Source organism: Caballeronia sp. LP006 (genome assembly GCF_031450995.1).
Taxonomy (GTDB): domain Bacteria; phylum Pseudomonadota; class Gammaproteobacteria; order Burkholderiales; family Burkholderiaceae; genus Caballeronia.
This window is the reverse complement of sequence record NZ_JARTVW010000003.1, coordinates 535,345-549,551: the sequence shown is the minus strand read 5'-3', so window position 1 is coordinate 549,551 and position 14,207 is coordinate 535,345. Positions and strand designations below refer to the sequence as shown.

The window sequence follows — 14,207 nt, the reverse complement described above, 5'->3', positions numbered from 1 at the left end:
TTCGTGAGAATGTATGGAGAGCGTGTCGGTCATCTCAAACCGGCTTGCTTGTCTGCGGCTTGAACCCTACGAGCATGACGATGATCCCGAGGACGAGTATCGCCGTCATCACGTAGAGGCCGCTCACGAGCGTGCCGGTCATCGTCTTGAGCCAGCCGATCACGAATGGGCTGCAAAAGCCGCTGAGCAAGCCGATGCAATTGACGAACGCAATGCTCGCCGCCGCAGCAGGCGAGCCATGAAGATAATCCGCGGCGAGCGACCAGATCAGCACGTTGGTCGCGAAGATGCCGATCGATGCGAAGGTCAGCAAGGTGACGGTCAAGGCCGGCGAGTTCGTCGGATGCGACACGAGAAGCAACGCCACCGCACCCACGACACCGGCGCAGGCCGCGTGCCAGCGCCGTTCGAGCATGCGGTCGGAACTGCGGCTGATAGCCACCATGCCGATAGCGCCCATGGCGTAGGGAATCGTCGAAAGCCAGCCCAATTGCGAGAGGTTCGAGATGCCTGAATCTTTCATGACGGTAGGAAGCCAGAAAGTCACCGAATACGTTCCGCAGACAAACGCAAAGTCGATGAAGGCAAGCATATAGACCTTCGGGTCCGCAAGCGCATCCGCAAGGCGTCCGTGACCGCGATGTTCATTCTTGCGCTTGCGTTCGGTCTCGACAAGAAAGCCGTCGCGAAGCACTTTCTTTTCTGATTCGCTAAGCCAGCGCGCCTTGTCGATATTGTCGTCCAGCAAGAACAACGTGACGATGCCAAGCGCCACGGCCGGCAACGCCTCGACGATATAAAGCCATTGCCATCCCGCCATGTTGGCGACATGCGCGAGTTGCGTCATCGCCCATCCCGAGACGGGACCGCCAACCAGACCCGCGACCGGAAAGCCGACCATGAAGCAGGCGATGATCACGCCGCGCCGCTTCTCCGGAAACCACGAGCTCAGATAAAAGATGACGCCTGGAAAGAAACCCGCCTCGAAGACGCCGAGCAGCAACCGCACGGCGTAGAACTCGGTGACGTTCGTCACGAACGCCGTGCACATGCCGACGATTCCCCAGCAGATCATGATGCGCGCAATCGTCTTCTTGGCGCCCACCCGCCTGAGCAACATGGCGCTTGGCACTTCCAGCAGACAGTACGAGAGAAAGAAGATGCCGGCGCCGAGGCCGTAGACGCTGTCGCTGAAACCGAGCGCGTCCTGCATCTGCAGTTTCGCAAAGCCGACATTGATGCGGTCCAGAAAAGCCACGACGTAGCAAACGAACAACAACGGCACGATGCGAAGCGTGACGCGCAGATAGAGCGCCCGCTCTTCGGCGCTTGACGTCGGGACGGTTGATGATTCGTCGGATACCGCCGGCTCGGGTTCAACAAAGGTACGATTCACAGCGTGTCTCCTTCGTTCGATAGTGTCTCTCTCTATCCCGACGTCTGCGCGGCTTTCAATCGGCTGCCGCTGCGCGGAACCTTGGACCGGTCCAGTGTAAAGAGGCCGCGCTCAGGCGAGATAATGAAACCTTCCGATCAGGTGAGATGCGCGGGTTATATCGGTGATAACCAGTATCGAACGTAATGACACGCAGCGCGGATTCACTGGCTATTCGCGCTTTACAACTCACGCGCAGCCGTCGCAGAATGCGGCCTTCAGTGCTGACGTTCACGCATGACCGTTTCCGGAGCCAGACATCGATGCATGATTCATCGGCAGAGCAGGTTCGTCCCGCCGCACCGCGATACACCTTCGTCCTCATTCATGGCGCGTGGCATGGCGGCTGGTGCTGGCGCTTCGTCGCCGACAAGCTGATCGCGCGCGGTCATCGTGTCTTCGCGCCGACACTGACGGGGCTGGGTGAACGGCGGCATCTGCTGGAAGCCGCGACGTCGCTTGATGTCTGCATCGAAGATATAAAGAATCTGATCGATGCCGAAGAGCTCTCGGACGTCGTCATGGTAGGTCACAGCTTCGGCGGACTGGTGGCTTCGGGCGTCGCGGACCGCATGCCTCACGCGATACGTTCGCTCGTCATGTTGGACGCGTTGCTCGTCGATAACGGGCAAGCTGCTTTCGATGTGTTACCGCCGGAGGTGGTGCGCGAGCGCATGGAATCCGTTCAGGCGAGCGATCAGCCACTGGCGATGCCCGTCAACGGATTGAAGGGCACCGGAATTCCGGAAGATCATGCACGCGCCGCGTGGGTGCAAAGGCGCCTGACGCCTCACCCGCTCGCAACCTACACCACACCGCTCGACTTACAGCATCCGCTCGGCAATGGGCTGCCGTGTACCTACGTGCATTGCACGAACCCTTCATACGAGACGCTCGAACCCGTGCGCGAACGCATCAAGGGTTTGCCCGCGTGGAATTGGGAGACCATCGACACGGGACACGACGCGATGGTGCTCGCGCCGGATCTGCTCGTCGATCTGCTGGAGAAGCTCGCCTTGAACGCGTGAGAGTGAACACCAGCGGCGAGCCCTAAGCCGCCACGGCTTCCCCTGCTCGCACGAACGTCTTCGGCAAGCCTGCACGCGCAATGGCGCCTGTGAATGGTTCGCCCGGCAACCACGCGGCAATCGTCTCGCGTATAGCAAGCAACTTGTCTATGTCGATGCCCGTGGTCATGCCCTGCGCTTCGAGCATGAACACCGTGTCTTCGGTGTTGATGTTGCCCGTGGCGTTCGGCGCGAACGGACATCCACCGAGTCCGCCGAGCGAAGAGTCGAACGCACGCACACCCGCATCGAGTGCGGCCATAACGTTGGCCAAACCGAGTCCGCGTGTATCGTGGAAATGACACGCAACCGGCAAGGGCCCCGCAAGCTCCATGACGCGACGCATGAGCGCATAGACCTGCGCGGGATTCGCATAGCCGACCGTATCGGCGATGGTGATTTCCTGCGCGCCCGCCTCGATCAACGTTTCGACCAGCCCGAGCACGATGCCTTCATCCACCTCACCGGCAATGGTGCAGCCGAACGCCGTCGCCACGCCTGCGCCCAGCACGACGCGCCGGCCGAGTTCATCGCGCGCCGCCGCAATACGCACGAAGTCTTCGACGGATTCCGCCGTGCTGCGCCGAACGTTCTTCAGGTTGTGCTCGTTGCTCGCGGACAGCACGTAGTGGACCTTGTTCAAGCCGACATCGAAGGCACGCTGCGCTCCCTTCAAGTTCGGCACGAGCGCTGCCGCGTGCAATCTGTCGATGGCAAGCGCGCCCGTCGCCACCTCGACCGCATCGGCAAATTGCGGCACGATCTTCGGCGGCACGAAGGACGTCACTTCGATATCGGTCACGCCCGCATCCACCATGCGCGCGCACCATTCGAGTTTTTGCGCGGCGCCGAGAATGGTGCGGACCATCTGGAGGCCGTCGCGCAAGCCGACTTCACGTATCTGTACTGCTACGTCTTTCATTTTCACTCCCTTCGTTCAGATGGTTGCATCCGGTACGCGTTCACCGCCTTCTTCGGCGCGTCCTTCGCTCACGGGCGCGCTCGATGTGGACGGCGCAAGCACGACAGCCGCGATGGCGCCGAGCACCATCAGCGTGGCAATCGCGCCAAGGCCGCCTGCCATGCTGTTGGTCATCGTCTTGATGGAGCCGATGATCATCGGGCTCACGAAGCCGCCGAGCAGACCCACGCAATTGATCACCGCCACGCCGCCCGCCGCGCCGCTGCCACGGATGTAATCCGTCGAGATTGCCCAGATGAGCGGGTTGGGCGCGAGTATGCCCGCGGTCGCCACCGAGAGCGCCGCAAGCGACAGCGCGAGATTGCCGGTCGTGAACGCCGCGACGACGAGTCCCGCAGCACCGAAGATCATCGCGATGGCGCAATGCCAGCGCCGCTCCATCGTGCGGTCCGAATGACGGTTGAGCATGATGAGCGCGACCCAACTCACGAAATACGGAATGGCGGAATAGCAGCCGATCTGCAACGCGCTCGACACGCCCGCGCTCTTGATGAGCGTCGGCAGCCAGAAGCCGATGGCGAACACGCCGGCAATCTGCGTGAACCACACGAAGCCCATCACGTAGACGCGAAAGTCCGTGAGCGTGCGTCCGAACGTGTGCTCCTCGTGCTTCGCCGACACGCTCGAACTCTTGCGGATATCCGCGAGCACGACGGCCTTTTCGCTTTCCGTGAGCCACTTCGCCTGCTGCGGGCCGTCATCGAGATAAAAGAACGCCACCACGCCCAGCACGGTCGCGGGCAAGCCTTGCACGATGAACATCCATTGCCAGCCGTGCAGACCGAAGTAGCCGTTGAAGTACGTCATGAGCGCACCGGACAGCGGCCCGCCGAACAAGCCCGCAATGCCCGTTGCACACGTGAAGAGCGCGATGACCTTGGCGCGCCGTTCGACCGGATACCAGCGCGTGAGATAAAAGATCACGCCCGGATAAAGCCCCGCTTCGGCAAGCCCGAGAAAAAAGCGCACGGTGTAGAGATGCGAAGGCAGCGTGACGAATGCCGTGCCCGCCGCGATCAAGCCCCACAGGATCATGATGCGTGAGAACGTCCGCTTCACACCGATGCGCGCCAAGAGCAAGTTGCTCGGCACTTCCATCAGCACGTAGCCGAGGAAGAAGATGCCCGCGCCGATGCTGTATGTGAGATCGCTGAAGCCGACATCGTGCTTCATGTCGAGCTGCGCAATGCCTATGTTGATGCGGTCGAGAAACGCGAACACATAGCACAGGAACAGGAACGGGATGAGCCGGCGCGTGATCTTGCCATACGTCGCTTCGGCTTTCGGCATGTCGAAGCTGCCGATGTTGGGGGTCATGTCTGTCTCCTCCGGTTATCCGGGTATAGGTATGCCGGCTGTTTGCGTTCGAACTAAACGCCCTTGAATCGCGGTGCGCGCTTCTCGTTGTACGCGCTGATGCCTTCTAGACGGTCCGCCGTCGGAATCAGCCGGTTATAGGCTTCGATTTCCAGATAAAGGCCCGTGCGCAAGTCGCCCTGCATGCCGAGGTCGACCGCCTTCTTGGCTTGCGCGACGGACAGCGGTGCGCTCGTGCAGATGTCGCGGGCGGCGTCGATGGCATCGGCGAGCACGCCGCCCGGCTCGCAAAGACGATTGACGACGCCCCACGCCAATGCTTCCTGCGCCGTGAATTTCGCTCCCCGGAAGATCAGTTCCTTCGCGCGGCGGGCGCCGATGGTGCGCGGCAATTGCTGCGTGCCGCCGCCGCCCGGCATGATGCCGCGCTTCACTTCGGTGAAGCCGAAAACGGCATGTTCCGATGCATACGCGAAATCGCAGGCGAGCAGCAGTTCGAGCCCGCCCGCGACCGCCGCGCCGTTCGCCGCGCAGATGATCGGGACGGGGCAATAGGTGATCGCGCGGTTCATGCGTTCGAACAAATAGTGCTGCACGCCGAAGTGCTCGTCGGTCATGCCTTCGCGTTCCTTGAGATCCGCGCCGCCGCAAAACGCACGCTCTCCCGCGCCCGTCAGAATGACGCAGCGATAGAGCGTGGGATCGGCTTCAAGCGCGCCGAAAACGCGAATGATCTCCTGTCCCATCGTCGTGCTGATCGCGTTCGACACATTCGGGCGGTTCAGGGTGACGACGAGAATTTGCTGATCGATGTCTTCGAGCGACAGCGTGTCGAGCGCGCCGCCAAGTTGCGATGCGAGTTTCAAGATGTCTCCAGTGGCGTCTTCGCCAGCAGATGGTTATGTTCGCCGAGCTTGGGCGTGATGCCCACATGCGCGGGCCGTGCCCCGCCGAACGATATCGGCACGCCGACGACCGTGGCCGCGCCATCGTCGGTCGTGCGCAAGAGGTCGAGCGCTTTCGTCTGCTCGTGCGCGACCACCTGATCGATGGTCTGGATGGGCCCGCACGGAATGCCCGCCCCGTCGAGCGCTTCGAGCCAGTGCGCGGTTCCGTGCTTGCGAAACTCGAGATGCAGCAAGTCGATGAGCGCGACGCGATGGCTCACGCGGGCGCCGTTGGTCACGAAGCGCGCATCGTCGGCGAGTGTCGGGATAGACAGTACGGCGCAGAGGCGGCGGAACAATCGGTCGTTACCGGCCGCGACCATGATCGTGCCATCCGCGCATTCGAACGCCTGATGCGGCACGATCGCAGCCGTTCCCGATCCCCAGCGGCCCGGCAGCACGCCTGAGGCGAGATAATCCGCGATCTGAATGCCGGCCCAGCTGATCGCGGTTTCGTACAGCGACACGGTGACGACCTCGCCCACGCCCGTCGCCTGGCGTCGGAAGAGCGCGGCCAGCACGCCGATTGCCGCCCACAAGCCGGTGCCCATGTCGTTGACCGACACCGGTATGCGCGAGAGCGGCTCGCCCGGCTGACCCAGAAAACTCATGAGACCCGAGAGCGCCTGCACGAGCGGATCGTAGCCGGGCTTGTCGCGCAGCGGTCCCGCCGTGCCGAACGCGCCGAGATTGCAATAGACGAGCGAGGGCTTCATGCGCAGCATCTGCTCGCCGCCTAGGCCGTACTTCTCCGTGCCGCCGGCCTTGAGATTCTGCAGAACGACATCGGCTCGGCGCTCGATCAGCGCACGCAATGCCTCCGCGTCGTCGCGATTCGACAGCGTCATCGCAATGCTCTTCTTGCCGTGGTTCACCGCATGAAACAGCGCGGCGGCGCCATCGACGAAGGGCGGGCCCCAGTCGCGCGCATAGTCGCCGCCTTCCGCGCTTTCGATCTTGATGACCTCCGCGCCCAACGAGCCGAGGATCATGCCCGCATAGGGCGCGGCAAGGCTATGGCCGATCTCGACCACGCACACGCCCGCGAGCGGCAAGGTCGGGTTCATGGCTTCGCCCGCGCTCATTCCGCCGCCACCGCGAGCGATGCGACTGCCGGCTCTTCCGCTGCCGGCTGTGCGCTCGGACCGTAACGTTGCGCGGCGGCTTCGGCGCTGACGTAACCATCGGCGATATCGGCTGCCACGAGCAACGGATCGCGCTCGTGCGGATCGCCGTAACCACCGCTGCCTGCCGGCTGCACCGACACGCGATCGCCGCGATACACCACCGTCTGTCCGCCCTTCGCCGCGACCGCGTGCTCGCTGCCGTCCGCCCGCTGCACGATGCATTGAAAGCGCGTGCCCGCCATCCCGCCAAAATGGCCTTCGGGCGCCGAGCGTCCGCGTTCGCCGGAGACGGTGAACGTCGCCTCGTCGTATTCGACGCGATAGACGCGCCGCGACGTCAGGCCGCCGCGTCTGCGTCCCGCGCCGCCGCTGTCGGTCACGAGCGACCATTCCTCGACGACGAGCGGCGATGTCGCCTCGATCATCTCGATGGACTGGCTGCCCGCGTTGCCCACGTACACACGCACACCGCTCACGCCATCCTTCTCGGCGCGCGCACCCATGCCGCCTGCGTGGACGTCGTGCATCGTGACGAACTCCTGGCCGGTGCGGCCAATGCGCGCCGGGTCCGTGTCGCGTCCGCTGAAGATGCCCGCGCACGACGCGCAGTTGCTTTGCCCCGTGATGCGCTTGGGCACTGCGGGCGCGAGTGCCTTCATAAGCAGATCGATCACGCGTGGCGACGTTTCCGTATTGCCCGACACGACCGAGGCCGGATAGCGGCAGTTCAGCACGCTGCCTTCGGGCGCGATGATCGTCACCGGCCGATAGCAACCCTGATTGATCGGAATGCCCGGGTCGGTCAGCGCCTTCACCGTGAACCAGGTGCTGTTGCAGGTGACCGACAGCGGACAGTTGATGCCGCCGCGCACTTGCGCGCCGGTGCCGGTGTAATCGAACGTGATGTGATCGCCCGTCTTCGTCACCTTGACCTTGAGAAGCGGACGCTCCTGTTTCCAGCCCGGCGCTTCGATCGGATCGAGATACTCCTCGGCTTCGTAGACGCCATCGGGAATACGCGCTATTTCCGCGCGAATCAGCTTCTCCGAGTGATCGAGGCTCTGGCTCATCACGTCGCGCAAGGCATCGGCGCCATACTTCGCAACCAGATCGCCGATACGCCGATCGCCGACGAACGTGCCCGCGTATTGCGCCTGAATGTCGAGCCGTAACTCGTGCGCATTGCGGCTATTGCGCGTGAGCAGGTTGAGCATGTCCTGCACAGGCTCGTCATTGCGATACAGAAACACCGGCGGAATGCGGATACCTTCCGCGAACACGTCCCACGTGGTGACCGTATAGCTGCCCGGAGACTGCCCGCCGATATCGGTCCAGTGGCCGCGCGTCATCACGAAGGCGACGATCTTGCCATCGGCGAAAACGGGACGCGTGAACTGCACGTCCGGTTGATGATTGCCGCCGCCGACATACGCGTCGTTGCTGACGATGACATCTCCGGGGCGCAAGTTCTCGCGTCCCATCGCCTCCACCGAGACGCGCGTCGAGATGACGGCGGAGCCGAGCATCGTCGGAATGTCGTTGCCTTGCGCGACGAGCTGCATGTCGGCGTCGAAGATCGCGGCGGACGAGTCGCCGCTCGCATGCATGAGCGGGCTGCCGGCGGTGCGCATCATCGCGATCTTCATTTCACGCGCGACGGCGAAGAGACTGCTGCGGATGATTTCGTAAGTAACAATATCCATGAGGATGTCCGTTTATTCAGGCTGCCAGTTCGATGACGAGATTCAGATCGGGATCGACGCGCGCGACGTGCGACGCCTTGAGCACGGCGCAACTGCTGTGCTCTTCGATTACGGCGGGCCCTTCGATCGTCGCGCCTATGGGAATCTCCATGCGCGCGAACACGGGAAGCGTGCGCACGCCGCCGTCGAAATAGACCTTGCGCGTGCGCACCGGCTTCGGCATCGCGCCGCCCTTGCTGCTTGCGACGCCACCGCGCCAGCCCGTCGTCGTGACGAGTTGCAGACGCACGTTGGCGACCACGACCGGCTTGTCCTTACTGATGAAATTCCATTGCCGCTGATGCGCGGTTTCGAAGGTTTGCGCAAGCGCGGCGCGAATGCCTTGTGCATCGCCCTGCACTTCGACGGTGATGACATCGGGCTGACCGGCATAGCGGCAATCCGCGAGACGCACCACTTTCACGCCGTCTGCATCGACACCATGACGTTGCAGCTCTTGCATGCCTTCGGCGGTGAGTTCGTCGAGCGCATGCTGCAAGGTGGCGTCGTCGATCATCGCGAGATCGCTTTCCAGCGGGCGCTGATAGTCGTATTGCTGGTCCGCGACCGTCATGCCGAATGCGCTGAAAAGCCCCGGCAGCGGTGGAATCACGACTCTTCGAATGCCCATCTCGTGCGCCAGATCGACCGCGTGCACCGGCCCCGCGCCGCCGTAACAGATGTAGGAAAATTCGCGCGGATCGTAGCCGCGTTCCACCGTCATGATGCGGATGGCTTGGGCCATCAGTGCATTGGCCACCGAGCGCACGACTTGCGCAGCTTCCGGCACCGAGACGCCGAGCGGCTTGGCGATGACCTCTTCGACCACGCGCCACGCCGCCTGTGCGTCCAGTTTGAATTCGCCACCGAGGAAGCTGTCGGGGTCGATATAGCCGAGCACGAGATTGCAGTCGGTCACGGTCGGACGCGTGCCGCCGCGCCCATAGCACGCAGGGCCCGGATCGGCGCCCGCGCTTTCGGGACCGATCCGCACGCCGCCGCCCGCATCGATCCAGACGATAGAGCCGCCGCCCGCGCCTACCGAGTCGATATCGATGCTGGGCGAGCGCACGGTATAGGTATGCAGCAGGCTTTTGTTGCGCAGCTCCGGCCGAAACTCGCGGATCAGCGATACGTCGAACGTGGTGCCGCCCATGTCGCCGAGAATCGCGTTCTTGAGATTGCTTTTCTCGCAGTTGCGAATGGCCGCGGAAACGCCGCCCGCGGGACCGGATTCGAGCAGCACGATCGGCTTGTCGGCGACCATCGCGGGGCTTGCCAGACCGCCGTTCGACTGCATGAAGAGGAACTTGCCCGCGAAGCCGTGTTGCGCGAGCGTGTTGATGAGCCTGCCAATATACCGGCCGCAGACCGGACCGAGCATTGCGTTGATGACGGTCGAGCTCGTGCGCTCGTATTCCATCGCTTCGGGATTGACCTCGTGCGATGCGCAAATGAAGCGGTCGGGCAGCAAGCGGCGCAACGTATCGACGGCCTCGCGCTCGTGCTGCGGATTCACATGCGCATGCAGAAAGCACACGGCGACGGCTTCGATATCCGACTCGCGAATCTGTGCGGCAAGGGCTTCGAGTCCGGCGTGATCGAGCGGCATTTCCATGCTGCCGTCGTAACGCAGACGCTCGCCGACTTCGAGCCGCCAGCGCCGCTCGACGAGCGGACGCGGATTGTCGAACAGCAGATCGTACAGATCGGCGCGGTCGTGACGCGACACGCGCCGCAGTTCGAGGATGTCGCGAAAGCCGCGCGTCGTGACGAGTGCGGTTTTAGCGCCCGTGCCTTCCACGACCATGTTGGTCGCCATCGTCGTGCCGTGGCCGAGAAAGGCGACGTCTTCGCTTTGCGTGCCTGAAAGCTCCAGAATCTTGAGAAAGCCTTCGATCGTTCCGACGACGCGATCTTTCGGCGTCGTCGGCACCTTGGTCGACCAGATTTGCCCCGTTTGGTCATCCACCATCACAACATCGGTGAAGGTGCCGCCGACGTCGATACCGATTCTTTTCAATTTGCTTCTCTCCATAGGGATGCATGATTCATCACGCCGCCCGCTTGTTCGCTTGCTCGTTCGTCGATCAATGCGGCTATGATCGAGCCGCGTGGCCGAGCATGGGCGGCGACGTCTGAGCCAGTGTAGGGAGAGAACGCCCTGGCCAGATAATGAAACCTTCGGATCAGGTGACAGGCTGGAGTTATATCGGTGATAACCAGTATCGATGCGATTTTGCGTAGATTGCGCGGCAATCACATTGCGTTGTTGATCGCGCTGGACGACCACGGCTCGCTGCGCAAGGCGGCGCATCAGGTCTCGCTTTCACAGCCCGCCACGACCAAGTCGCTGCGCGAGATCGAGTCTTTGTTCGGCGCGGAGCTTTTCGCGCGCTCGCCGCGCGGCATCGTGCCGAACGAACTCGGCCGCTGTGTGATTCGCCATGCGCGCGCGGTCCGTTCGGAGATCGGCGCATTACGCGATGAACTCGCGGCCCTCTTGCGCGGCGGCGGCGGCACGCTCGCGGTCGGCGCGGTCATGGGCTCGGTCCCCGTATGGCTCACGCCCGTGCTGCGAGAGTTGCGGGGCATTCAGCCGGATATTTCCGTCGAGGTCTGGGAGGACAACAGTGCGCGGCTCTTGTCGATGCTCGATCAGCGGCTGCTCGATCTCGTGATCGGTCGGCCGAGCATCAGCGTTCATCCCGAGGCTTACGACTTCATTCCGCTCGAAGTGGAGGAAGTGTGTTTCGTCGTCGATGGCGCGGACCCGCTGGCCACGGACGCGAACGTGACGTTCGCGGGCATCGGCGAGAATCCGTGGATCGTCCCTCAGGCCACCCTGCCAATGCGCTCGCTTCTCGAACAGCTATTCGACGATGCGCAAGTGCCCTTCCCGCGCTATGCGATCGAGACGTCATCGACGTTCGCGACCTTGTCGCTCTTGCGCTCCGGCGCGGGGACGGTGGGATTGATGCCGCTCAAGGTGGCGAGATACTTCGAGGAACATGGACTGGTGGCGGTGCTGCCCATACGAATCGACAGGACAGGCGCGCCTTATGGAATTGCCACGCGGCGTGGGGCGACGCTTACGCAGCCGGTGCAGCGGTTCATCGAGTTGTGTGTCGCGAAGCGGGACGCAATGGCGTAAGTGGTAAGTCGAAGCCGTGCGGTGAGTGCGTGTGCCTGGCGATGATGGCGAACATTTCCACCGATGCCAAAGACCTCCACCAACACGCAGCCCGACAACTCAAGTCCCCGCCAGCTCGCGCCGAAACAAGTCATAGGTCCGTTCATTCGCAAGCTCTGCCGCGGCCGCATCGTAATGCAAACCTGTGTGCCGCGCGAACGCATGACTGCATCCGGGATACGCGTACACCGTCACATTCGTCCTGTCTTTCATCACCGCCTTGATTGCGGCCTGTGCATCCGTCGATATGAATTCGTCTTCGGTACCGAGATGCATGATCATCGGCGCTCGTATGCTGTCTGCTTCGCCCAAGTACTGATCAGTCTGACCGCCGTAATAAGCCGCGGCGGCATCGACACCCTCGCGTGCGGTCGTCAGGAAAGTCATCAGACCGCCGAGGCAAAAGCCCATCAACCCGCACTTACCGTTCGACTCGGGCAAGGCACGTCCCATGGCAACCGTGGCGCCGACATCTCGAACACCCAGATCGATGTCGAATGCCTGATAGAGCGCAAAGCCCTTTTTCCATTCCTCCTCGGACCAGCTATTCAATTCGACGCCCGGTTCTAGCCGCCAGAAGAGATCGGGACACAGCGCGATGAATCCTTGCCTCGCCAACTCCTGACATGTTTCCCGCATGTCCGCGTTGATGCCGAAAATTTCAGGCAGCACCACGACGGCGGGCGCCGGCGTGTTGGCGGGAAGTTCGACATAAACGGCGAAGGTGCCATCGTCGGTATGCAGTTGCCTATATTCGCCCATGAGATACCTCTCCAAGAGATTTCAAAAGATGCCAACGGATGGCCTCATTCAACGCGACCACGTGTCTTCGCTCAAACGCCTCTTCTAAGCGGACTTGTCGGTCTGCTTGACCTGAGAAGCTTCTTGCAACGCGTGCCGAAACCAGACCTTGTCCAACAACCACTGAAACAGCGATGTGCCTTTTTCTTCTTCCACCGGCATGGGATTCGTCAACTGGCCGAGCTTGTCCTGACGATAAGCGAGGAGCTGACACAACTGCTTCGCGACGTCCCGATGATCTTTCAGGAACGACGTCATATCGTCCTTACCGAGTTGATATAGCACTACGGGTGTGAGCGTCGAGATGGATACGTGCATCGGCAAACCGGCAAGCAGCCCGGCCTCCCCGAAGGCCTCTCCGGGACCGACGCGGGCAACTTCGCGATCTCCTGTCGCTTCGTGATAAGTGACCGACAGCACACCCGAATGAACGATAGAGAGACTGTCGGGCACCGTGTCAGGCGCGAGTATCTGCTGCCTTGCCTGATACTCGTGCCGCAAGAGCCGCTTGGCAAGCCGCTCTATTTCATCGCTCGTCAGACTGTCGAACAGGCTCACGCGTCTGAGCAAGGCTTCTCGTGCATCGTGCGCGGTCACGGCGGGCGCGGGAATGCCGAGCGCGCGCAGCGCCACGGACGAAGCCGCGAGATGCCGGTAACAAAGATCGAACAACTCGTTGGATACGGATGACTTCTTGTTCATGTCATCGACGAACGCCACGACTTCGTATTGCACCGAATTGAGCGTGGCACGCTTCATCCGCGCATAAGGTGCGGGGCTGTCGAGAATGACATTGCAGCCGGTCAGGGCACGGCCCAAGGCATCGAGCACGGTCTTTGGCCGGGCTTCGGGATCGATCTCGAGAATGAGAGAAATTCCGTGGATGTTCGCCGGCCTGCTGTTATTCGAAATCTTGGCTTTCGATGCAACCGCGTTAGGCACGATAAGCGTATTGCCCTGGCCCGTGAGCAAATGCGTGGCGCGCCAGTTCATTTCGATCACTTTGCCTTCGACGTCATCGATCAAGACCCAGTCGCCAACCGAATAAGGCTCCGTGGTGTTGAGCACGATGCCCGCGAACACGTCGCTCAACGTGCTTTGAATGGCGAGACCGAGCACGATGGCGAGCGCGCCCGACGTCGCAACGAGCCCGCGTACCGGCAATTCGAGCACGAAGCCGAGCGCTGCCACGGCCGCTGCGAGAAAGACCACCGCACCGAACACATCTGAAAATAGCCGCTGCTTGCGCCAGGCGCGCGGCAACAGCAAGGTGTCGAGCGAAAGCGTGAGCAACCGCGCGCCCGTCAGCCACCAGATGATTTCGAGCACTTGTCCAAGCCAGTGCAATTCGACGACGGCAGCGTAAGGCGCCTGAGTGAACGGATTCAGGTCAGAGGAAAAGAGGTCCCAGCTCAACGCGACGAAAAGCGCGAGCCGTATGAACAGCCGCGCGAGGTCTTGCGCGGGCAGACGCGCGCGCCACACGACGACATCCAGCGCGACGATAGCGAAGCCCAGTATGAGTGGGTATTTCACAGGGGCATCCTCGAATGACGACATCGAGAGGATACACATCCGCAAACGCGCGTGCGTTGG

11 protein-coding genes are annotated in these 14,207 nt (G+C 62.2%); 2 read left to right on the top strand and 9 right to left on the bottom strand.

The features are described from left to right. Positions 1–34 precede the first annotated feature (34 nt). The gene (locus P9250_RS07125) at positions 35–1,396 is read right to left on the bottom strand and encodes an MFS transporter (protein ID WP_310392007.1); all 1,362 of its coding nucleotides are present in this window, start codon (positions 1,394–1,396) and stop codon (positions 35–37) included. A gap of 302 nt (positions 1,397–1,698) precedes the next feature. On the opposite strand from P9250_RS07125, the gene P9250_RS07120 reads away from it, so the two are divergent. Then, positions 1,699–2,463: an alpha/beta hydrolase family protein gene (locus tag P9250_RS07120; RefSeq protein ID WP_310392005.1), complete on the top strand. Its 765-nt coding sequence runs from the start codon at positions 1,699–1,701 to the stop codon at positions 2,461–2,463. A gap of 22 nt (positions 2,464–2,485) precedes the next feature. Here the strand turns inward: P9250_RS07120 and P9250_RS07115 are convergent, their stop codons facing one another. Genes P9250_RS07115 through P9250_RS07090 form a run of 6 tightly spaced genes read right to left on the bottom strand, consistent with a single transcriptional unit; the run spans position 2,486 to position 10,640 of the window. Continuing rightward, positions 2,486–3,424, bottom strand: coding sequence for a hydroxymethylglutaryl-CoA lyase (locus P9250_RS07115; protein WP_250494594.1), 939 nt, complete (start codon positions 3,422–3,424; stop codon positions 2,486–2,488). 15 nt (positions 3,425–3,439) lie between these two features. Next, the gene (locus P9250_RS07110) at positions 3,440–4,801 is read right to left on the bottom strand and encodes an MFS transporter (RefSeq protein ID WP_244830742.1); all 1,362 of its coding nucleotides are present in this window, start codon (positions 4,799–4,801) and stop codon (positions 3,440–3,442) included. Between the two features lie 53 nt (positions 4,802–4,854). Then, positions 4,855–5,667 (bottom strand): enoyl-CoA hydratase-related protein, encoded by an 813-nt coding sequence (locus P9250_RS07105; RefSeq protein WP_310392002.1) that lies wholly within the window; start codon positions 5,665–5,667, stop codon positions 4,855–4,857. Beyond that, complete coding sequence (locus P9250_RS07100; RefSeq protein WP_310392000.1) at positions 5,664–6,833, bottom strand: CoA transferase; 1,170 nt, start codon at positions 6,831–6,833, stop codon at positions 5,664–5,666. Before P9250_RS07100 ends, P9250_RS07105 begins: the two co-directional genes overlap by 4 nt. Beyond that, a complete protein-coding gene (locus P9250_RS07095) occupies positions 6,830–8,578 on the bottom strand; it encodes a hydantoinase B/oxoprolinase family protein (protein ID WP_310391998.1) in 1,749 nt (582 codons plus the stop codon). Before P9250_RS07095 ends, P9250_RS07100 begins: the two co-directional genes overlap by 4 nt. Positions 8,579–8,594: 16 nt before the next feature. Continuing rightward, positions 8,595–10,640 (bottom strand): hydantoinase/oxoprolinase family protein, encoded by a 2,046-nt coding sequence (locus P9250_RS07090; RefSeq protein ID WP_310391995.1) that lies wholly within the window; start codon positions 10,638–10,640, stop codon positions 8,595–8,597. A 192-nt stretch (positions 10,641–10,832) separates the two neighbouring features. Between P9250_RS07090 and P9250_RS07085 the strand changes: the two genes are divergently transcribed. Then, positions 10,833–11,771 carry a LysR family transcriptional regulator gene (locus tag P9250_RS07085; protein ID WP_250469397.1) on the top strand — a complete coding sequence of 313 codons (939 nt, stop codon included), beginning with the start codon at positions 10,833–10,835 and terminating at the stop codon, positions 11,769–11,771. Between the two features lie 99 nt (positions 11,772–11,870). Here the strand turns inward: P9250_RS07085 and P9250_RS07080 are convergent, their stop codons facing one another. Continuing rightward, positions 11,871–12,572, bottom strand: coding sequence for a dienelactone hydrolase family protein (locus P9250_RS07080; RefSeq protein WP_244830753.1), 702 nt, complete (start codon positions 12,570–12,572; stop codon positions 11,871–11,873). A gap of 84 nt (positions 12,573–12,656) precedes the next feature. Beyond that, entirely contained in the window at positions 12,657–14,147 is a 1,491-nt protein-coding gene (locus P9250_RS07075) for a mechanosensitive ion channel family protein (protein ID WP_250469393.1), read from the bottom strand. Positions 14,148–14,207 lie beyond the last annotated feature (60 nt).

Coding starts and splice junctions, on each gene's coding strand:
- P9250_RS07080 (WP_244830753.1), bottom strand. CDS start 12,572: ATGGGCGAATATAGGCAACTGCATACCGACGATGGCACCTTCGCCGTT.
- P9250_RS07110 (WP_244830742.1), bottom strand. CDS start 4,801: ATGACCCCCAACATCGGCAGCTTCGACATGCCGAAAGCCGAAGCGACG.
- P9250_RS07115 (WP_250494594.1), bottom strand. CDS start 3,424: ATGAAAGACGTAGCAGTACAGATACGTGAAGTCGGCTTGCGCGACGGC.
- P9250_RS07100 (WP_310392000.1), bottom strand. CDS start 6,833: ATGAGCGCGGGCGAAGCCATGAACCCGACCTTGCCGCTCGCGGGCGTG.
- P9250_RS07120 (WP_310392005.1), top strand. CDS start 1,699: ATGCATGATTCATCGGCAGAGCAGGTTCGTCCCGCCGCACCGCGATAC.
- P9250_RS07095 (WP_310391998.1), bottom strand. CDS start 8,578: ATGGATATTGTTACTTACGAAATCATCCGCAGCAGTCTCTTCGCCGTC.